This is a genomic window from Modestobacter roseus, assembly GCF_007994135.1.
GTDB lineage: Bacteria > Actinomycetota > Actinomycetes > Mycobacteriales > Geodermatophilaceae > Modestobacter > Modestobacter roseus.
Genome location: NZ_VLKF01000001.1, coordinates 3,032,935 through 3,050,683, shown reverse-complemented (window position 1 = coordinate 3,050,683; position 17,749 = coordinate 3,032,935). Strand labels below are relative to the sequence as shown.

Genomic DNA, 17,749 nt, shown 5'->3' with positions numbered 1-17,749 from the left:
CCGGACAAGACAAGAAAGTGCAGTAACTAGCCCCTGAAAGGGGTCACTCAGTGCTCGACGTCAACTTCTTCGACGAACTGCGCATCGGCCTGGCCAGCGGCGACGACATCCGTCAGTGGTCGCACGGCGAGGTGAAGAAGCCCGAGACCATCAACTACCGCACCCTCCGCCCGGAGAAGGACGGTCTCTTCTGCGAGAAGATCTTCGGTCCCACCCGGGACTGGGAGTGCTACTGCGGGAAGTACAAGCGCGTCCGCTTCAAGGGCATCATCTGCGAGCGCTGCGGCGTCGAGGTCACTCGCGCCAAGGTGCGCCGTGAGCGGATGGGCCACATCGAGCTGGCCGCGCCGGTCACCCACATCTGGTTCTTCAAGGGCGTCCCCTCGCGCCTGGGCTACCTGCTCGACCTGGCGCCCAAGGACCTCGAGAAGATCATCTACTTCGCCGCCTACATGATCACCTCGGTCGACGAGGAGACGCGCCACCGCGACCTCCCGACCATCGAGGCCGAGATCAGCGCGGAGAAGCACAACCTCGAGACCCGGCGCGACGCCGACGTGGAGGCCCGCCAGCAGAAGCTGGAGGCCGACCTCGCCGAGCTCGAGGCCGAGGGTGCCAAGTCCGACGTGCGCCGCAAGGTGCGCGAGGGCGGCGAGCGCGAGATGCGTCAGCTGCGCGACCGGGCCCAGCGGGAGATCGACCGCCTCGACGAGGTGATGGACACCTTCCGCAAGCTCGAGGTCAAGCAGCTCATCGCCGACGAGGGCCTCTACCGCGAGCTGCGCGACCGCTTCGGGGAGTACTTCGAGGGCGGCATGGGCGCCGCGGCGCTGCAGAAGCTCCTCGCGGGCTTCGACCTGGACGCCGAGGCCGTTTCGCTGCGCGAGACCATCCGCAGCGGCAAGGGCCAGCGCAAGCTGCGCGCGCTCAAGCGGCTGAAGGTCGTCGCGGCGTTCCAGCAGACCCAGAACTCGCCCATGGGCATGGTGCTGGACTGCGTCCCGGTCATCCCGCCGGACCTGCGCCCGATGGTGCAGCTCGACGGTGGCCGCTTCGCCACCAGCGACATGAACGACCTGTACCGCCGGGTGATCAACCGGAACAACCGGCTCAAGCGACTGCTCGACCTGGGCGCGCCGGAGATCATCGTCAACAACGAGAAGCGGATGCTCCAGGAGTCCGTGGACGCGCTGTTCGACAACGGTCGTCGCGGCCGTCCGGTCACCGGCCCGGGCAACCGCCCGCTGAAGTCCCTGAGCGACCTGCTCAAGGGCAAGCAGGGCCGGTTCCGCCAGAACCTGCTGGGCAAGCGTGTCGACTACTCCGGCCGTTCGGTCATCGTCGTCGGCCCGCAGCTGAAGCTGCACCAGTGCGGTCTGCCCAAGCAGATGGCGCTGGAGCTGTTCAAGCCCTTCGTCATGAAGCGGCTCGTCGACCTCAACCACGCGCAGAACATCAAGTCCGCCAAGCGGATGGTGGAGCGTGCGCGGCCGGTCGTGTGGGACGTGCTCGAGGAGGTCATCACCGAGCACCCGGTGCTGCTGAACCGTGCGCCGACGCTGCACCGTCTGGGCATCCAGGCCTTCGAGCCCCAGCTGGTCGAGGGCAAGGCCATCCAGATCCACCCGCTGGTCTGCACCGCGTTCAACGCGGACTTCGATGGCGACCAGATGGCGGTGCACCTGCCGCTGTCGGCCGAGGCGCAGGCCGAGGCCCGCATCCTGATGCTGTCCAGCAACAACATCCTGAGCCCGGCCGACGGTCGTCCGATCACCGCGCCGACCCAGGACATGGTGCTGGGCCTCTACCACCTGACCTCCCTCTCCGGGTCGGTCGAGGTGCCCGAGGGCGAGCGGCCCAAGTCCTACTCGACCACGTCCGAGGCCGTCATGGCCTTCGACATGGGTGCGCTGGGGCTGCAGGAGCGGGTGCAGATCCGCCTCGACGAGGTCTTCGGCGTCGACAACGGCCCGAACGAGCCGTGGGAGGCCCCCGAGGGCTGGGAGCCCGGCCAGCCGGCCGTCGTCTCCACCAGCCTCGGCCGGGTCCTCTTCAACGAGGCCCTGCCCGAGGACTACCGGTTCGTCAACTACCAGGTGCCGAAGAAGGCGCTGGGCGCGATCGTCAACGACCTCGCCGAGCGTTACCCCAAGGTGCAGGTGGCGGCGACGCTGGACGCCCTCAAGGCGGCCGGCTTCCGCTGGGCGACCCGTTCCGGTGTGACGATCGCGATCGACGACGTCGTCACCCCGCCGGTGAAGCAGGCGATCCTGGACCGGCACGAGGACGAGGCGCGCAAGATCGAGCGCCAGTACGAGCGCGGCGTCATCACCGACGGCGAGCGTCGTTCGGAGCTCATCGAGATCTGGACCCGTGCGCGGGCCGAGGTCAGCCAGGCGATGGTGGACAACTTCCCCACCACCAACCCGGTCTGGGTCATGGTCAACTCGGGCGCCCGAGGCAACATGATGCAGATCAGCCAGATCGCCGGCATGCGCGGCCTGGTGGCCAACCCGAAGGGCGAGATCATCCCGCGGCCGATCAAGGCCAACTTCCGGGAGGGTCTGTCCGTGCTGGAGTACTTCATCTCCACGCACGGTGCCCGCAAGGGCCTGGCGGACACCGCGCTGCGGACCGCCGACTCCGGGTACCTCACCCGCCGGCTGGTCGACGTCTCGCAGGACGTCATCATCCGCGAGGAGGACTGCGGCACCGAGCGCGGCGTCCTCATGCCGATCGGCACCGTCCACGACGGCGTCGTCACGCGGGACCCGCACGTGGAGACCAGCGTGTACGCCCGCGCCCTGGCCGCCGACGTGGTGGCCGAGGACGGCACGGTCATCGCGCAGGCCAACGCCGACCTGGGTGACGTGCTCATCCAGGCGCTGGTCGACGCCGGTGTCTCGGAGGTCAAGGTCCGCTGCGTCCTGACCTGCGAGTCGCTGCTGGGCACCTGCGCCACCTGCTACGGCCGGTCGCTGGCGTCGGGCAAGCTCGTGGACGTCGGCGAGGCCGTCGGCATCATCGCCGCGCAGTCCATCGGCGAGCCCGGCACCCAGCTGACGATGCGCACCTTCCACACCGGTGGTGTGGCCGGTGCCGACATCACGCACGGTCTGCCGCGTGTGGTGGAGCTCTTCGAGGCCCGCGTCCCCAAGGGCAAGGCCCCGATCGCCGAGCTCGCCGGCACCGTCCGGATCGAGGACGGCGACCAGTTCCGGAAGCTGACCATCACCCCGGACGACGGCTCCGACGAGGTCGTCTACGACAAGCTGTCGCGCCGGTCGCGGCTGCGGGTCGAGGACGGCGGCCACGTCGAGGTCGGCGAGCAGCTGACCGAGGGTGCGGTCGACCCGCACGAGGTGCTGCGGATCATGGGCCCGCGCGAGGTGCAGCTGCACCTGGTGCGTGAGGTCCAGGAGGTCTACCGCAGCCAGGGTGTGTCGATCCACGACAAGCACATCGAGGTGATCATCCGGCAGATGCTGAAGCGGGTGACCATCATCGACTCGGGTGCGACGGAGTTCCTGCCCGGTGCGCTGGTCGAGCGGACGCTGTTCGAGACGGAGAACCGCCGGGTCGTCGCCGAGGGCGGCGAGCCTGCCTCGGCCCGCCCGGTGCTGATGGGGATCACCAAGGCGTCGCTGGCCACGGAGTCGTGGCTGTCGGCCGCCTCCTTCCAGGAGACGACCAAGGTGCTCACCGACGCCGCGATCCAGGGCAAGAGCGACAGCCTGCTCGGGCTCAAGGAGAACGTGATCATCGGCAAGCTGATCCCGGCCGGTACCGGGATCAGCCGCTACCGGAACATCACGGTCGAGCCCACCGAGGAGGCCCGCGCCGCCGTGTACACGATGGCCGGCTACGACGACGGGCAGTACTACAGCCCCGACGTCTTCGGCTCGGGCACGGGCGAGGCGGTCCGCCTGGAGGAGTACGACTGGCGCTGATGCGCTGAGTGACACAGAGGCCCCGCACACCACTGGTGTGCGGGGCCTCTTTGCGTGCGCGTCACGTGACGCAAACCCGAGCTCACTGGGGCACGAGTACGGATTCCGCGGCGAAGAGGCTTCGGCTCGACGACGGGGGCCGGAGGCTCCCGGGAGCAGAGGCGGGCAACGGCTCAGCGCAGGTCGGGCACGGTACCTGGCCGCGGTGCGATCCGGAGGATCGCATCAATACCGCGGTGCGATCCGGAGGATCGCATCAATACCGCGGTGCGATCCGGAGGATCGCATCAATACCGCGGTGCGATCCGGAGGATCGCCTCAATACCGCGGTGCGATCCGGAGGATCGCCTCAGCGTCGCGGTGCGATCCGGAGGATCGTGGTCAACAGAGCCGGCGCATGGTCTCGACGGTGTGGAGCCGGCCCTCGCGGCTGTCGTCGAGCGGCTGGAGGTTCAGCGTCGTGACGCCGGCCTCGGCGAAGGCGGCGATGCGCTCGGCCACGTAGGACTCCGGCCCGATGAGCGACGTGGCGCGGACCAGGTCCTCCGGGACGGCGGCCGCGGCCTCGTCCTTGCGGCCGGCGAGGTACAGGTCCTGGATCGCCTCGGCCTCCGCCTCGTAGCCGTACCGGCGGGCCAGGTCGTTGTAGAAGTTCTTCCCCTTCGCGCCCATGCCCCCGACGTACAGGGCGATGCCGGGCCGGACGGCGTCCAGCAGGTGTTCGACGTCCTCGCCGATGGCCACGGGGACGCCGACGACGACGTCGAGGTCGCCCAGGGCGGGGTCGCGCTCGGCCCGCCCGGCGGCGAGCGAGGCGCCCCAGACGTCGGCCGCACGCTCGGGGTGGAAGAAGATCGGTTCCCACTTCTCGGCGATCTCGGCGGCCAGCTGGACGTTCTTCGGGCCGAGGGCGGCGAGCAGCACCGGCACCCGGTCGCGCACCGGGGTGTTGATCAGCTTGAGCGGCTTGCCCAGGCCGGTGCCCTGCTCGGCCGGCAGCGGCACGCTGTACTTCGGGCCCTCGTGCACGAGCCGTTCCCGGCGCCAGACCTGGCGGCAGATCTCCACGATCTCCCGTGTCCGCTGCAGCGGGGCGTCGTAGGGCAGCCCGTGCCAGCCCTCGATGACCTGCGGTCCCGAGGCGCCCAGCCCGAGCGTGAAGCGCCCGCCGGAGACGAAGTCCAGGCCGGCCGCGGTCATCGCGATGAGGGCGGGCGTCCGGCTGTAGATCGGCAGGATGCCGCTCATCAACTCGACGCGCTCGGTCACCGCCGCCAGGTAGCCCAGCTGGCTGACCGCGTCGAAGGTGTACACCTCCGCGACCATCGCGACATCGAGCCCGGCCGACTCGAGGTCGCGGATCTCTGCGGCCGTCTGCCTGAAGTCCCCGGCGTAGCTCGCCTGGATGCCGATGCGCACGCGCCCTCCTCGGTGTCCGCGGCGCCCTCGTCGGCGCCGCACCTGCGACGCTATCGGCCGGGCCGGTCGGCGAGGTGGTGGGTCAGAGCGGGCGGACCGCGCCGATCACGTGTGTCACGACCCGGACGCCGTCGACGTCCTGCGGCACGCCGGCTCCGGCTCCGGCGTCGGTGAGGTCGACCCGCACCACGTAGCCGGCGTCCTGCCGGGCGAGCCCGACGGCGGCGATGCCCGGCCGGGCGGCGAGCCGGGACGCCAGGAGGCGCTTGGCGGCGCTGGCGGCGGTGCGGTCGGACATGCACCCCATGGTGCCCCCTACGGCCGCCCAGCGGCAGGTGCGCGGCCGCGTCACCCCTCCGGTGGGGTCACCCGGCCGCCCACTCGACGCCCAACCGCCGGAGCACCGTGGCCAGCGGGTTCGCGAAGGTGACCCCGCCGCCCGCACTCCCGCCGAGCTCCGAACCGGCGAACAGCAGCCCCAGCGGCGCGCGGTCGGCGCTGCGCCAGATCAGCGAACCGCTGTCGCCACCGGCGCTGAAGGCGCCGGTGAGCCCCTCGACCTCGATCTGGTCGTCGAAGGTGAAGACGCCACGGTCGTACTGCACCCCCACGCCGTCGACCTCGACCGCGGTCACCCGGCCCCGGGTGTGCCCGGTCGTCCGGCCGACCTTCTCCACGAGCTCCTCGGGGTCGACCGTGTCCGGCGCGGCCACCGTGGGCAGCAGGGCACCCCCGGGGTAGCCGGTGGGGTCGGCCACCACCCCCGGGTCGAGCAGCGCGACGGCGGCGTCCACCTGGTTGCCGGGACGGTCCTCGAAGCGGACCGCGCCGGCGAGCACGCCGACGCGGTCGGTGCCGACACCACCGTCGGCCACCCCGGGCTGCAGCACCGGGTCGCCGACGGCGCCCGCGTCGCTGGCCGCCAGCACGTGGTTGTTGGACAGCGCGAGCAGGCCGTCGACGCCGGGACGGCGGACGAACCCACCGAGCGTCCCCGCGGTCACCCGCTCGTGCCCGATCGACAGACCCGGGCGCAGTGGCCGGGTCCGCCGCCGCAGCTCCTCGAGGGTGGGAGAGCCGGGGGTGGGAGAGCCGGGTGTGGGAGAGCCGGGTGTGGGAGAGCCCAGTGCGCGCACCACCCCGATCGCCCGGACGTCGACCTCGGCGAGGGCCGCCTCGCCGAGGCCCGCCAGGACCACCGCGGCGTCCGCCGGCCCGATGACCCGGACCGCCAGGTGGACCTGCTCTGGACCGATCGGCGTCAGGCCGAGGGCGACGCCGCTCCACGTCGCAGTGGCGCCGTTGCTCCGGGCGACCACCCCGGGCGGTCCTTCGGCCAGCCGCCGGGAGAGCCGGTGCTTCAGTTCGCGGGCGGAGTCGGGCAGCACGAGCACCTCACAGAGCAGGACGTCACCGGGTCGAGACCGACCGTAAGGGCGGCCTCCGACAGAAGCGCGCCGAGCGATCGCCGTCCCACGAGGTGAGGGCTGCTGCGGGGGCGGGCGGTGGACGACACGTGCGCGGGGGAGGGGACACCCTGCCGTCGCCGGCGCTACATTGGCCAGCGGTACGGTCCCGGCCGGTCGCCGCCGGACCCCGGGGTGCGTGTTCGCCAGCGCCCCGGTGGTGTCGTGGCGACTGGGCACCCGGTGCCCGCCGTCCGTCCGGGAGCGACCCGGGCCGCAGTGGATCAGGAATGGTCGACGCGGCCCTGCGGTTCCCCGGACGACCGGCTGGTCCGGTGCCCGCACAGGCATCGGGACCCGGCTTTGACCGGGTCCACATGCCCGGGTATCGTGGTCAGCCGTGCCCAGGTTCCTCTGGGCCTGCTCCCGTTCGCGGTGCACTCAGCGCCTGCCGGTCACGCCGGTGGGGTGCCGGGGGTCCGGCCCACCAGCAGGTGGGCAGGCCGGTGCCGAGTCGCGAGGGGCGACGAGTCCGGTCCGATCACCTGGCCGGTTCTCGCGAAGGGCGACACGCCCGAACGCGGGGGCCGGATGGTGACGCGCGACCGGGATCGGGCCGGGCAACCGGGCACGCACGATCACCGCACCACCGTCAGCAGAACTCGAAGCACCACCCAGCGCAGGCAGGAGATCCAGGCCACCCATGCCCACGATCCAGCAGCTGGTCCGCAAGGGCCGCGAGGACAAGGTCGAGAAGACCAAGACCCCGGCGTTGAAGGGCTCCCCTCAGCGCCGCGGCGTGTGCACGCGCGTCTACACGACGACGCCGAAGAAGCCGAACTCGGCGCTGCGCAAGGTCGCTCGCGTCCGCCTCACCAGTGGCATCGAGGTGACCGCCTACATCCCGGGCGTCGGCCACAACCTGCAGGAGCACTCCATGGTGCTCGTGCGCGGCGGCCGGGTGAAGGACCTGCCCGGCGTCCGGTACAAGATCATCCGCGGCTCGCTGGACACCCAGGGTGTCCGTAACCGCAAGCAGGCTCGCAGCCGGTACGGCGCGAAGAAGGAGAAGAGCTGACATGCCCCGCAAGGGTCCCGCTCCCCGCCGTCCGCTCGTCGCCGACCCGGTCTACCAGTCGCCGCTGGTCACCCAGCTGGTGAACAAGGTGCTCGTGGACGGCAAGCGCTCGGTCGCCGAGGCGATCGTCTACGGCGCCCTCGAGGGCTGCCGCGCAAAGAACGACACCGACCCGGTGGTCACGCTCAAGCGTGCGCTGGACAACGTCAAGCCGGCCCTCGAGGTCCGCAGCCGCCGCGTCGGTGGTGCGACCTACCAGGTGCCGATCGAGGTCCGCGCCTCCCGCAGCACCACCCTCGGCCTGCGCTGGCTGATCCAGTACAGCCGGGCCCGTCGGGAGAAGACGATGACCGAGCGCCTGATGAACGAGCTGCTCGACGCGAGCAACGGTCTCGGCGCCGCGGTCAAGCGCCGCGAGGACACGCACAAGATGGCCGAGTCGAACAAGGCCTTCGCGCACTACCGCTGGTGACGTCGGTCCACCAGCAGCCGCTGCCCGCGGTCCACCCGGGCGACCCCCGGACACCGCGCACGGACGAGAAGGAAGAGGAGTAAGGGAATGGCCCAGAACGAGGCCCAGCTCGCCAAGACCCGCAACATCGGGATCATGGCGCACATCGACGCCGGCAAGACGACGACGACCGAGCGGATCCTCTTCTACACCGGTATCAACTACAAGATCGGTGAAGTCCACGACGGCGCGGCCACGATGGACTGGATGGAGCAGGAGCAGGAGCGCGGCATCACCATCACGTCCGCCGCGACGAAGTGCTCCTGGAACGACCACGACATCAACATCATCGACACCCCCGGGCACGTCGACTTCACCGTCGAGGTGGAGCGGTCGCTGCGGGTGCTCGACGGTGCCGTGGCGGTCTACGACGGCGTGGCCGGCGTGGAGCCGCAGACCGAGCAGGTCTGGCGCCAGGCCGAGAAGTACGGCGTCCCGCGCATGTGCTTCGTCAACAAGCTCGACCGCACCGGCGCGGACTTCTTCCGCTGCGTCGACATGATGGTCGAGCGCCTGGCGGCCAACCCGCTGGTGCTGCAGCTGCCGATCGGGGCAGAGGCCGACTTCATCGGCGTCGTCGACCTCGTCTACATGCGTGCGCTCACCTGGCGCGGTGAGACCAAGATGGGTGAGGACTACTCCATCGAGGAGATCCCCGCCGAGCTCGCCGACCAGGCCGCCGAGTACCGCGAGAAGCTCCTCGAGAACATCGCGGACTTCGACGACGCGCTGATGGAGGACTACCTCGGCGGCGAGGAGATCGCCCCCGAGCGCCTCAAGGCCGCCATCCGCAAGGCGACGATCGCCGGTCAGGTGAACCCGGTGATCACCGGTACCGCCTTCAAGAACAAGGGCGTGCAGCCCCTGCTCGACGCCGTCGTCGACTACCTGCCGAGCCCGCTGGACGTCGAGTCCATCCGGGGTACCGCGCTCGACGGCGAGACCGAGGTCCTGCGGCACGCCGACGAGAACGAGCCGTTCTCGGCGCTGGCGTTCAAGATCCAGACCGACCAGCACCTGGGCAAGCTGACCTACGTCCGGGTCTACTCCGGCAAGCTCGACGCGGGCTCCCCGGTGCTGAACAGCACCAAGGACCGCAAGGAGCGGGTCGGCAAGATCTACCAGATGCACGCCAACAAGCGCGAAGAGCGCCAGGGCGTGGGCGCCGGCGAGATCGTGGCCGTCAACGGCATGAAGCAGACGACCACCGGTGACACCCTCTGCGACCCGCAGCACCCGGTGATCCTCGAGTCGATGACCTTCCCGGCCCCGGTCATCTCGGTGGCCATCGAGCCGAAGACCAAGGGCGACCAGGAGAAGCTGGGCACCGCGATCCAGAAGCTCGCCGAGGAGGACCCGACCTTCCAGGTGAAGCTGGACGAGGAGACCGGTCAGACGGTCATCTCGGGCATGGGCGAGCTCCACCTGGAGATCCTGGTCGACCGCATGCGGCGCGAGTTCCGCGTCGAGGCGAACGTCGGCAAGCCGCAGGTGGCCTACCGCGAGACCATCCGCAAGAAGATCGAGAAGGTCGACTACACCCACAAGAAGCAGACCGGTGGGTCCGGCCAGTTCGCCAAGGTCCAGGTGACGGTCGAGCCCCTCGAGGTCGCGGCCGACGGTCCGACCTACGAGTTCGTGAACGCCGTCACCGGTGGGCGCATCCCGCGGGAGTACATCCCCTCGGTCGACGCCGGTATGCAGGACGCCATGCAGTACGGCATCCTGGCCGGGTACCCGATGGTCGGCGTGAAGGCGACGCTGATCGACGGGCAGTACCACGAGGTCGACTCCTCGGAGATGGCGTTCAAGATCGCCGGCTCGATGGTCTTCAAGGAGGCCGCACGCAAGGCCAGCCCGGCCCTGCTCGAGCCGATGATGGCCGTCGAGGTCGTCACCCCCGAGGACTACATGGGTGACGTCATCGGTGACCTGAACTCCCGCCGCGGCACCATCCAGGCGATGGAGGAGCGCTCCGGCGCCCGCGTCGTCCGGGCCCTGGTCCCGCTGTCGGAGATGTTCGGCTACGTGGGCGACCTGCGCAGCCGCACCCAGGGACGGGCGAGTTACACCATGGTGTTCGACTCGTACGCCGAGGTCCCGGCCAACGTCGCCAAGGAGATCATCGCCAAGGCGACCGGCGAGTAACCGGCCGGTGGGCGGGGGCTCCCAGTCCCCGCCCCGCCGGCCCCGAGCACTGCCCACCCCCACGCACGCGCACGACTGCGAAGACACGGAGAGAGGAACCCAGTGGCCAAGGCCAAGTTCGAGCGGAACAAGCCGCACGTCAACATCGGCACCATCGGGCACATCGACCACGGCAAGACGACGCTGACCGCGGCGATCACCAAGGTGCTGCACGACAAGTACCCGGACCTCAACGAGGCGTCCGCCTTCGACCAGATCGACAAGGCGCCCGAGGAGAAGGCCCGCGGGATCACGATCTCGATCGCGCACGTCGAGTACCAGACCGAGAACCGGCACTACGCGCACGTCGACTGCCCCGGGCACGCCGACTACATCAAGAACATGATCACCGGTGCGGCGCAGATGGACGGCGCCATCCTGGTGGTCGCGGCGACCGACGGCCCCATGCCGCAGACCAAGGAGCACGTGCTCCTGGCCCGCCAGGTGGGCGTCCCCTACATCGTCGTGGCGCTCAACAAGGCCGACATGGTCGACGACGAGGAGATCCTCGAGCTCGTCGAGCTGGAGGTCCGTGAGCTGCTCTCCGAGTACGAGTTCCCGGGCGACGACGTCCCCGTGGTCCGCGTCTCGGCGCTCAAGGCCCTCGAGGGCGACGCCGAGTGGGGCGACAAGCTCATGGAGCTCATGAACGCCGTCGACACGGCGATCCCGGAGCCCGAGCGCGACATCGACAAGCCGTTCCTCATGCCCGTCGAGGACGTCTTCACCATCACCGGCCGCGGCACCGTCGTGACCGGTCGTGTGGAGCGCGGCATCGTCAAGGTCTCCGAGGAGATCGAGGTCGTCGGCATCCGTCCCGGTTCGACCAAGACCACGGTCACCGGCGTCGAGATGTTCCGCAAGCTGCTCGACCAGGGCCAGGCCGGTGACAACGTCGGTCTGCTGCTGCGCGGCATCAAGCGCGAGGACGTCGAGCGCGGCCAGGTCATCGTGAAGCCGGGTTCCATCACCCCGCACACGAACTTCGAGGGCTCGGTCTACATCCTCTCGAAGGACGAGGGCGGCCGTCACACGCCGTTCTTCAACAACTACCGGCCCCAGTTCTACTTCCGCACCACGGACGTGACCGGCGTCGTCACGCTGCCCTCGGGCACCGAGATGGTCATGCCCGGTGACAACACCGAGATGACCGTCGAGCTGATCCAGCCCATCGCCATGGAGGAGGGCCTTCGGTTCGCCATCCGTGAGGGTGGCCGCACCGTGGGTGCCGGCCGGGTCACGAAGATCATCAAGTAACACCCAGACGGGCGGCGGCCGGTCCTCGGCCGCCGCCCGTCGCACGGGTCAGCAGACCCACTTGCGGGTCCGTGGACCCCTTGGACTTTCACAACCGATCGGCAGGAGCGAAGACAGGCGATGGCGGGACAGAAGATCCGCATCCGGCTGAAGGCCTACGACCACGAGGCCATCGATGCCTCGGCGCGGCGCATCGTGGACACGGTGACGAAGACCGGAGCGCGCGTCGTCGGCCCGGTGCCGCTGCCGACGGAGAAGAACGTGTACTGCGTCATCCGCTCGCCGCACAAGTACAAGGACTCGCGCGAGCACTTCGAGATGCGCACGCACAAGCGGCTCATCGACATCCTCGACCCGACGCCGAAGACGGTCGACGCGCTCATGCGCATCGACCTGCCGGCCTCGGTCGACGTCAACATCCAGTAAGGGCTGTTCCAGACATGGCGAGCACATTCCGTGGTCTCCTCGGCGAGAAGCTGGGGATGACCCAGGTCTTCGACGAGAACAACCGCATCGTGCCGGTGACCGTCGTCAAGGCGGGCCCGTGCGTGGTCACGCAGGTCCGCACCCCGGAGAAGGACGGCTACTCGGCCGTCCAGCTCGGGTTCGGCGCGATCGACCCCCGCAAGGTGAACAAGCCCGAGGGTGGGCACTTCGCCAAGGCGGGCGTCACCCCCCGGCGGCACGTGGTCGAGCTGCGCACCGAGGACGCCAGCGACTACACCGTGGGCCAGGAGCTGACCGCTGAGGTCCTCTCCGGCGTCGCCAAGGTCGACGTCATCGGCACCAGCAAGGGCAAGGGCACGGCCGGTGTCATGAAGCGTCACGGCTTCAAGGGTCTGGGCGCCGGCCACGGCACCCACCGCAAGCACCGCGCCCCCGGCTCGATCGGCGGGGCCTCGACCCCCGGCCGGGTGTTCAAGGGACTCAAGATGGCCGGGCGCATGGGCGCGGTCACCACCACCACCCTCTCGCTGAAGGTCCACGCCGTGGACACCGAGAAGGGCCTGGTGCTGATCAAGGGTGCCGTTCCGGGCCCGCGCGGCGGGCTGCTGCTGGTCCGCTCCGCGGTCAAGGGCGGCCCCGTGGGGAGTGACGCGAAGTGACCTCATCGACCAGTGAGCGCGCCGACCGGCAGGTCGACGTCCGCACCCCGGCCGGCGACACCGCCGGCAGCGTGACGCTGCCGGGAGCGCTGTTCGACGCCCCGGCCAACGTCTCGCTGCTGCACCAGGTCGTCGTGGCCCAACTGGCTGCGGCCCGCCAGGGCACGCACGCCACCAAGACCCGTGCGCAGGTCAGCGGCACCGGCGCCAAGCCGTACCGGCAGAAGGGCACCGGCCGGGCTCGCCAGGGCTCGCTTCGGTCCCCGCAGTTCGCCGGCGGTGGCATCGCCCACGGCCCGCAGCCGCGCAACTACGAGCAGAAGACGCCCAAGAAGATGAAGGCCGCCGCCCTGCGCGGGGCCCTCTCCGACCGGGCCCGCGAGGACCGCGTGCACGTGGTCTCGGCGTTCGTCGAGGGCGACGCCCCGTCGACCAAGGCCGCGCTGAAGGTCCTGGACGCGGTGACCACCGCCAAGCGGGTCCTCGTCGTGCTCGACCGTGACGACGTCCTCAACTGGATCAGCCTGCGCAACGTGCCGCGGGTGCACCTGATCGAGGCCGGTCAGCTGAACACCTACGACGTGCTCGTCTCCGACGAGGTGGTCTTCACCGAGACCGCGCTGGCCGAGTACGTGTCCGGCCCGGCCCGGGGCGGACGCTCCGTCGAGCTGCCCGACCTGACCACGCCGGACGTCCCCGGTGCGATCCCCTCGATCGCGGGCACCGGTACGACCGACCTCGACCTGGGGGAGACCCCGGCGGAGGCGGCACCGGTGAAGAAGGCGGCGGCGAAGAAGGCCCCGGCCAAGAAGGCGGCGGCCAAGGCCGACGCCGCACCGGCCACCGCGGCCGAGGCGGCTGCAGCCCCGGCCGAGCAGGCCGAGGTCGCCAACGCCGGTGCGGACGCCACGGCGCCCACCGAGGACGGCACCACCGACGCGAGCACCGAGGAGAAGGCATGAGCGTCCGCGACCCCCGGGACGTCCTGCTGTCCCCGGTCATCTCCGAGAAGAGCTACGGGCTCCTCGACGAGAACAAGTACACGTTCATCGTCCGCCCGGACGCCAACAAGACCCAGATCAAGATCGCGGTGCAGCAGGTCTTCAACGTGAAGGTCCTGTCCGTCAACACGATCAACCGTCAGGGGAAGAGGAAGCGCTCGCGCGGCGCTGTGATGGGGAAGCGCAAGGACACCAAGCGCGCCATCGTCTCCGTGGCACCCGGCGACCGCATCGAGCTCTTCGGGGGCCCGGGCGCCTGACGGCGCTCGGACCACCTGACTGGACCAGAGGACTCTGAGGAACCATGGCCATCCGTAAGTACAAGCCGACGACGCCGGGCCGCCGCGGCTCGTCCGTCGCCGACTTCGCCGAGGTCACCCGCGACCACCCCGAGAAGTCGCTGGTCCGGCCGCTGCACGGTCGTGGCGGGCGCAACGTCCACGGCCGCGTCACCGCGCGGCACCAGGGCGGCGGGCACAAGCGCGCCTACCGGCTGATCGACTTCCGCCGGGCGGACAAGGACGGCGTGCCGGCGAAGGTCGCGCACATCGAGTACGACCCGAACCGCACGTCGCGCATCGCGCTGCTGCACTTCGCCGACGGGGAGAAGCGCTACATCATCGCCCCGGCCAAGCTGAAGCAGGGCGACACGGTGGAGTGCGGCCCGGCCGCCGACATCAAGCCCGGCAACAACCTGCCGCTGCGCAACATCCCGGTCGGCACCGTCATCCACGCCATCGAGCTGCGGCCCGGTGGCGGGGCCAAGATCGCCCGCTCGGCCGGCACGAGCGTGCAGCTGGTCGCCCGTGAGGGCCGCTTCGCCCAGCTGCGCATGCCGTCCGGTGAGATCCGCAACGTCGACGTCCGCTGCCGCGCCACCATCGGCGAGGTCGGCAACGCCGAGCAGTCCAACATCAACTGGGGCAAGGCCGGCCGGATGCGGTGGAAGGGCAAGCGCCCGACCGTCCGCGGTGTCGCCATGAACCCGGTCGACCACCCGCACGGTGGTGGTGAGGGCAAGACCTCCGGTGGCCGGCACCCGGTCAACCCGAAGGGCAAGCCGGAGGGCCGGACGCGCAAGCGGAAGGCCAGTGACGCCCTGATCGTGCGCCGCCGGCGCACCAACAAGAAGCGCTGAGCGGGTAGAGGAGTCCGACAGACATGCCACGCAGCCTGAAGAAGGGCCCGTTCGTCGACGACCACCTGCTCGCCAAGGTGGACGCTCAGAACGACAAGGGCACCAAGAACGTCATCCGCACCTGGTCGCGGCGCTCGACGATCATCCCCGACATGCTCGGGCACACGATCGCCGTGCACGACGGCCGCAAGCACGTCCCGGTGTTCGTCACCGAGGCGATGGTCGGGCACAAGCTCGGCGAGTTCGCGCCCACGCGCACCTTCCGTGGGCACGTCAAGGACGACCGCCGGTCGCGGCGCGGCTGAGCGCGGACCAGGTAGAGAAGAGACGCATCAGATGACTTCCCAGTTGGGACAGGAGACGCCGGTCGCCCGGGCCACGGCCCGGTTCGTCCACGTCACCCCCATGAAGGCCCGTCGGGTGGTGGACCTGGTCCGCTACCTGCCGACCGACGAGGCCCTGGCGCTGCTGCGGTTCGCACCGCAGAGCGCCAGCGAGCCGGTGGCCAAGGTCGTCGCCAGCGCGGTCGCCAACGCCGAGCACAACCTGCGGCTGGACCCGGCGGCGCTCGTGGTGAGCGCCGCGTTCGTCGACGAGGGCCCGACCCTGAAGCGGATCCGTCCGCGCGCCCAGGGCCGTGCGTTCCGGATCAACAAGCGCACCAGCCACATCACCATCGAGGTGAGCGAGGTGACCAGCAGCGCGGATCTCGCGCAGCGGTCGCGCAAGGCACGTCGGGACACCGGCCAGCCCGGCCCGGCCACCCAGCAGTCGAAGAACAACACGAGGGGAGGGACCCGCTAGTGGGTCAGAAGGTCAACCCGCACGGGTTCCGGCTCGGCATCACCACCGACTACAAGTCCCGGTGGTACGCCGACAAGCTGTACGCCGACTACGTCAAGGAAGACGTGGCCATCCGCAAGCTCATGGGCAAGGGTATGGAGCGCGCCGGGATCTCGAAGGTTGAGATCGAGCGCACCCGTGACCGGGTCCGGGTGGACATCCACACCGCCCGTCCGGGCATCGTCATCGGTCGCCGCGGCGCCGAGGCGGACCGGATCCGTGGCGAGCTGGAGAAGCTCACCGGCAAGCAGGTGCAGCTGAACATCCTCGAGGTCAAGAACCCCGAGTCGGACGCGCAGCTGGTCGCCCAGGGCGTCGCCGAGCAGCTCTCCAGCCGGGTCAGCTTCCGCCGTGCCATGCGCAAGGCGATGCAGTCCGCGCAGCGGAGCCCGCAGGTCAAGGGCATCCGGGTGCAGTGCTCGGGTCGCCTCGGCGGCACCGAGATGAGCCGCTCGGAGTTCTACCGCGAGGGTCGGGTGCCGCTGCACACGCTGCGCGCGAACATCGACTACGGCATCTACGAGGCCCGCACGACCTTCGGCCGCATCGGCGTGAAGGTGTGGATCTACAAGGGTGACGCCAGCGGCTCGCGTGCCGAGCGGGAGGCCCTCGAGGCCCTCGCCCAGCGCCAGGCCCGCCGTGAGCGTCCGCAGCGTCCGCGTCGTTCGGGCTCCAGCGGCACCACCGCCGGTGGCACCGAGGCCGGCCGCGCCGCTGCCGAGGTCTCGGGTCCCACGCCGGACGCCGCTCCGGACGCTGTCGCCGTCACCTCGGGTGACGCCCCGGCCGAGCAGACCATCGCTCAGGCCGCCGGCGCCGAGGGCACCGCGGCCGCCACGTCCGCCGCTGACGCGGCCGGTACCGAGAACAACACGACTCCGGAGCAGGGGGCCTGATCATGCTGATCCCGCGTCGGGTCAAGCACCGCAAGCAGCACCACCCGGACCGTACCGGGCGGGCCAAGGGCGGCACGGCGATCAACTTCGGCGAGTACGCCATCCAGGCCCTCGAGCCGGCGTACGTCACCAACCGGCAGATCGAGTCCGCTCGTATCGCCATGACCCGCCACATCAAGCGTGGCGGCAAGGTCTGGATCTCCATCTACCCGGACCGCCCGCTGACCAAGAAGCCGGCCGAGACCCGCATGGGTTCCGGAAAGGGCTCGCCCGAGTGGTGGGTGGCCAACGTGAAGCCCGGCCGCATCATGTTCGAGCTCTCCGGTGTCGCCGAGCCCGTGGCCCGCGAGGCCATGCGTCGCGCCATCCACAAGCTCCCCATGAAGTGCCGCTTCATCACCCGTGAAGGAGAGGTGTGATGGCCGCCGGACTGACTGCGCCCGAGCTGCGCGAGCTGTCCGCCGACGAGCTGGCCACCCGGCTGCGCGAGTCGCGCGAAGAGCTGTTCAACCTGCGGTTCCAGGTGGCCACCGGCCAGCTGGACAACAACCGGCGACTGCAGACCGTCCGCCGCGACATCGCCCGGATCTACACGATCATGCGCGAGCGCGAGCTGGGCCTCTCGGTCGCCCCGAACGAGGGTGTCGCATGAGCGAGGTCACCAACACCACCGAGACCTCGACCGGGCCCGGCCTGGCCGGGCGTGGCTACCGCAAGGTCCGTGAGGGCCTGGTCGTCAGCGACAAGATGGACAAGACCATCGTCGTCGAGGTCGAGGACCGCGTGAAGCACGGGCTGTACGGCAAGGTGCTCCGCCGGACCAGCAAGCTGAAGGCGCACGACGAGCAGAACACCGCCGGCATCGGCGACCGGGTGCAGATCATGGAGACGCGCCCCACCTCGGCCACCAAGCGCTGGCGCCTGGTGACCGTCGTCGAGAAGGCCAAGTGACGCATC

19 protein-coding genes are annotated in these 17,749 nt (G+C 70.1%); 16 read left to right on the top strand and 3 right to left on the bottom strand.

The annotated features are described in order from the left end of the window. Positions 1 to 50 precede the first annotated feature (50 nt). Positions 51 to 3,950: a DNA-directed RNA polymerase subunit beta' gene (locus JD78_RS14470; protein WP_153359803.1), complete on the top strand. Its 3,900-nt coding sequence runs from the start codon at positions 51 to 53 to the stop codon at positions 3,948 to 3,950. Between the two features lie 381 nt (positions 3,951 to 4,331). On the opposite strand, the gene JD78_RS14465 is transcribed toward JD78_RS14470, so the two are convergent. From JD78_RS14465 to JD78_RS14455, 3 genes are all read right to left on the bottom strand, one after another. After that, positions 4,332 to 5,369 carry an LLM class F420-dependent oxidoreductase gene (locus JD78_RS14465; RefSeq protein ID WP_153359805.1) on the bottom strand — a complete coding sequence of 346 codons (1,038 nt, stop codon included), beginning with the start codon at positions 5,367 to 5,369 and terminating at the stop codon, positions 4,332 to 4,334. Between the two features lie 82 nt (positions 5,370 to 5,451). Continuing rightward, complete coding sequence (locus tag JD78_RS14460) at positions 5,452 to 5,667, bottom strand: hypothetical protein (protein WP_153359807.1); 216 nt, start codon at positions 5,665 to 5,667, stop codon at positions 5,452 to 5,454. Positions 5,668 to 5,734: 67 nt separating this feature from the next. Beyond that, a complete protein-coding gene (locus JD78_RS14455) occupies positions 5,735 to 6,757 on the bottom strand; it encodes a chymotrypsin family serine protease (protein ID WP_153359809.1) in 1,023 nt (340 codons plus the stop codon). Between the two features lie 721 nt (positions 6,758 to 7,478). Here JD78_RS14455 and rpsL point away from each other — a divergent pair. From rpsL to rpsQ, 15 genes are all read left to right on the top strand, one after another. Then, complete coding sequence (gene rpsL / locus JD78_RS14450; protein WP_153359811.1) at positions 7,479 to 7,853, top strand: 30S ribosomal protein S12; 375 nt, start codon at positions 7,479 to 7,481, stop codon at positions 7,851 to 7,853. Position 7,854: 1 nt separating this feature from the next. Continuing rightward, positions 7,855 to 8,325 (top strand): 30S ribosomal protein S7, encoded by a 471-nt coding sequence (gene rpsG, locus JD78_RS14445; protein ID WP_153359813.1) that lies wholly within the window; start codon positions 7,855 to 7,857, stop codon positions 8,323 to 8,325. A gap of 87 nt (positions 8,326 to 8,412) precedes the next feature. Then, positions 8,413 to 10,512, top strand: a complete 2,100-nt coding sequence (fusA, locus tag JD78_RS14440; RefSeq protein WP_153359815.1) for an elongation factor G — start codon at positions 8,413 to 8,415, stop codon at positions 10,510 to 10,512. A 102-nt stretch (positions 10,513 to 10,614) separates the two neighbouring features. Further along, a complete protein-coding gene (tuf, locus tag JD78_RS14435; protein ID WP_153359817.1) occupies positions 10,615 to 11,808 on the top strand; it encodes an elongation factor Tu in 1,194 nt (397 codons plus the stop codon). A gap of 120 nt (positions 11,809 to 11,928) precedes the next feature. After that, positions 11,929 to 12,234 (top strand): 30S ribosomal protein S10, encoded by a 306-nt coding sequence (gene rpsJ / locus JD78_RS14430; protein ID WP_014742859.1) that lies wholly within the window; start codon positions 11,929 to 11,931, stop codon positions 12,232 to 12,234. Positions 12,235 to 12,248: 14 nt separating this feature from the next. Beyond that, positions 12,249 to 12,914 carry a 50S ribosomal protein L3 gene (gene rplC / locus JD78_RS14425; protein ID WP_153359819.1) on the top strand — a complete coding sequence of 222 codons (666 nt, stop codon included), beginning with the start codon at positions 12,249 to 12,251 and terminating at the stop codon, positions 12,912 to 12,914. Continuing rightward, positions 12,911 to 13,876 (top strand): 50S ribosomal protein L4, encoded by a 966-nt coding sequence (gene rplD, locus JD78_RS14420; protein ID WP_153359822.1) that lies wholly within the window; start codon positions 12,911 to 12,913, stop codon positions 13,874 to 13,876. The genes rplC and rplD overlap by 4 nt, the downstream gene beginning before the upstream one ends. After that, positions 13,873 to 14,175 carry a 50S ribosomal protein L23 gene (gene rplW, locus JD78_RS14415; RefSeq protein WP_153359824.1) on the top strand — a complete coding sequence of 101 codons (303 nt, stop codon included), beginning with the start codon at positions 13,873 to 13,875 and terminating at the stop codon, positions 14,173 to 14,175. Before rplD ends, rplW begins: the two co-directional genes overlap by 4 nt. Positions 14,176 to 14,219: 44 nt before the next feature. Beyond that, a complete protein-coding gene (gene rplB / locus JD78_RS14410) occupies positions 14,220 to 15,053 on the top strand; it encodes a 50S ribosomal protein L2 (protein WP_036334274.1) in 834 nt (277 codons plus the stop codon). A 23-nt stretch (positions 15,054 to 15,076) separates the two neighbouring features. Then, positions 15,077 to 15,358: a 30S ribosomal protein S19 gene (gene rpsS, locus JD78_RS14405; RefSeq protein WP_153359827.1), complete on the top strand. Its 282-nt coding sequence runs from the start codon at positions 15,077 to 15,079 to the stop codon at positions 15,356 to 15,358. A gap of 31 nt (positions 15,359 to 15,389) precedes the next feature. Next, positions 15,390 to 15,857 carry a 50S ribosomal protein L22 gene (gene rplV / locus JD78_RS14400; protein ID WP_153359829.1) on the top strand — a complete coding sequence of 156 codons (468 nt, stop codon included), beginning with the start codon at positions 15,390 to 15,392 and terminating at the stop codon, positions 15,855 to 15,857. Continuing rightward, positions 15,857 to 16,792: a 30S ribosomal protein S3 gene (gene rpsC, locus JD78_RS14395; protein WP_153359831.1), complete on the top strand. Its 936-nt coding sequence runs from the start codon at positions 15,857 to 15,859 to the stop codon at positions 16,790 to 16,792. Before rplV ends, rpsC begins: the two co-directional genes overlap by 1 nt. Positions 16,793 to 16,794: 2 nt before the next feature. Further along, positions 16,795 to 17,211: a 50S ribosomal protein L16 gene (gene rplP, locus JD78_RS14390; RefSeq protein WP_153359833.1), complete on the top strand. Its 417-nt coding sequence runs from the start codon at positions 16,795 to 16,797 to the stop codon at positions 17,209 to 17,211. Then, positions 17,211 to 17,444: a 50S ribosomal protein L29 gene (rpmC, locus tag JD78_RS14385; protein WP_014742850.1), complete on the top strand. Its 234-nt coding sequence runs from the start codon at positions 17,211 to 17,213 to the stop codon at positions 17,442 to 17,444. Before rplP ends, rpmC begins: the two co-directional genes overlap by 1 nt. Beyond that, positions 17,441 to 17,743: a 30S ribosomal protein S17 gene (gene rpsQ, locus JD78_RS14380; RefSeq protein WP_153359835.1), complete on the top strand. Its 303-nt coding sequence runs from the start codon at positions 17,441 to 17,443 to the stop codon at positions 17,741 to 17,743. Before rpmC ends, rpsQ begins: the two co-directional genes overlap by 4 nt. Positions 17,744 to 17,749 lie beyond the last annotated feature (6 nt).

What these genes read in the sequence shown, in the direction of transcription:
- JD78_RS14460 (WP_153359807.1), bottom strand. Translation starts at nt 5,667, where the DNA reads ATGTCCGACCGCACCGCCGCCAGCGCCGCCAAGCGCCTCCTGGCGTCC.
- rpsL (WP_153359811.1), top strand. Translation starts at nt 7,479, where the DNA reads ATGCCCACGATCCAGCAGCTGGTCCGCAAGGGCCGCGAGGACAAGGTC.
- rpsG (WP_153359813.1), top strand. Translation starts at nt 7,855, where the DNA reads ATGCCCCGCAAGGGTCCCGCTCCCCGCCGTCCGCTCGTCGCCGACCCG.
- fusA (WP_153359815.1), top strand. Translation starts at nt 8,413, where the DNA reads ATGGCCCAGAACGAGGCCCAGCTCGCCAAGACCCGCAACATCGGGATC.
- rpsJ (WP_014742859.1), top strand. Translation starts at nt 11,929, where the DNA reads ATGGCGGGACAGAAGATCCGCATCCGGCTGAAGGCCTACGACCACGAG.
- rplC (WP_153359819.1), top strand. Translation starts at nt 12,249, where the DNA reads ATGGCGAGCACATTCCGTGGTCTCCTCGGCGAGAAGCTGGGGATGACC.
- rplW (WP_153359824.1), top strand. Translation starts at nt 13,873, where the DNA reads ATGAGCGTCCGCGACCCCCGGGACGTCCTGCTGTCCCCGGTCATCTCC.
- rplB (WP_036334274.1), top strand. Translation starts at nt 14,220, where the DNA reads ATGGCCATCCGTAAGTACAAGCCGACGACGCCGGGCCGCCGCGGCTCG.
- rpsS (WP_153359827.1), top strand. Translation starts at nt 15,077, where the DNA reads ATGCCACGCAGCCTGAAGAAGGGCCCGTTCGTCGACGACCACCTGCTC.
- rplV (WP_153359829.1), top strand. Translation starts at nt 15,390, where the DNA reads ATGACTTCCCAGTTGGGACAGGAGACGCCGGTCGCCCGGGCCACGGCC.
- rplP (WP_153359833.1), top strand. Translation starts at nt 16,795, where the DNA reads ATGCTGATCCCGCGTCGGGTCAAGCACCGCAAGCAGCACCACCCGGAC.
- rpmC (WP_014742850.1), top strand. Translation starts at nt 17,211, where the DNA reads ATGGCCGCCGGACTGACTGCGCCCGAGCTGCGCGAGCTGTCCGCCGAC.
- rpsQ (WP_153359835.1), top strand. Translation starts at nt 17,441, where the DNA reads ATGAGCGAGGTCACCAACACCACCGAGACCTCGACCGGGCCCGGCCTG.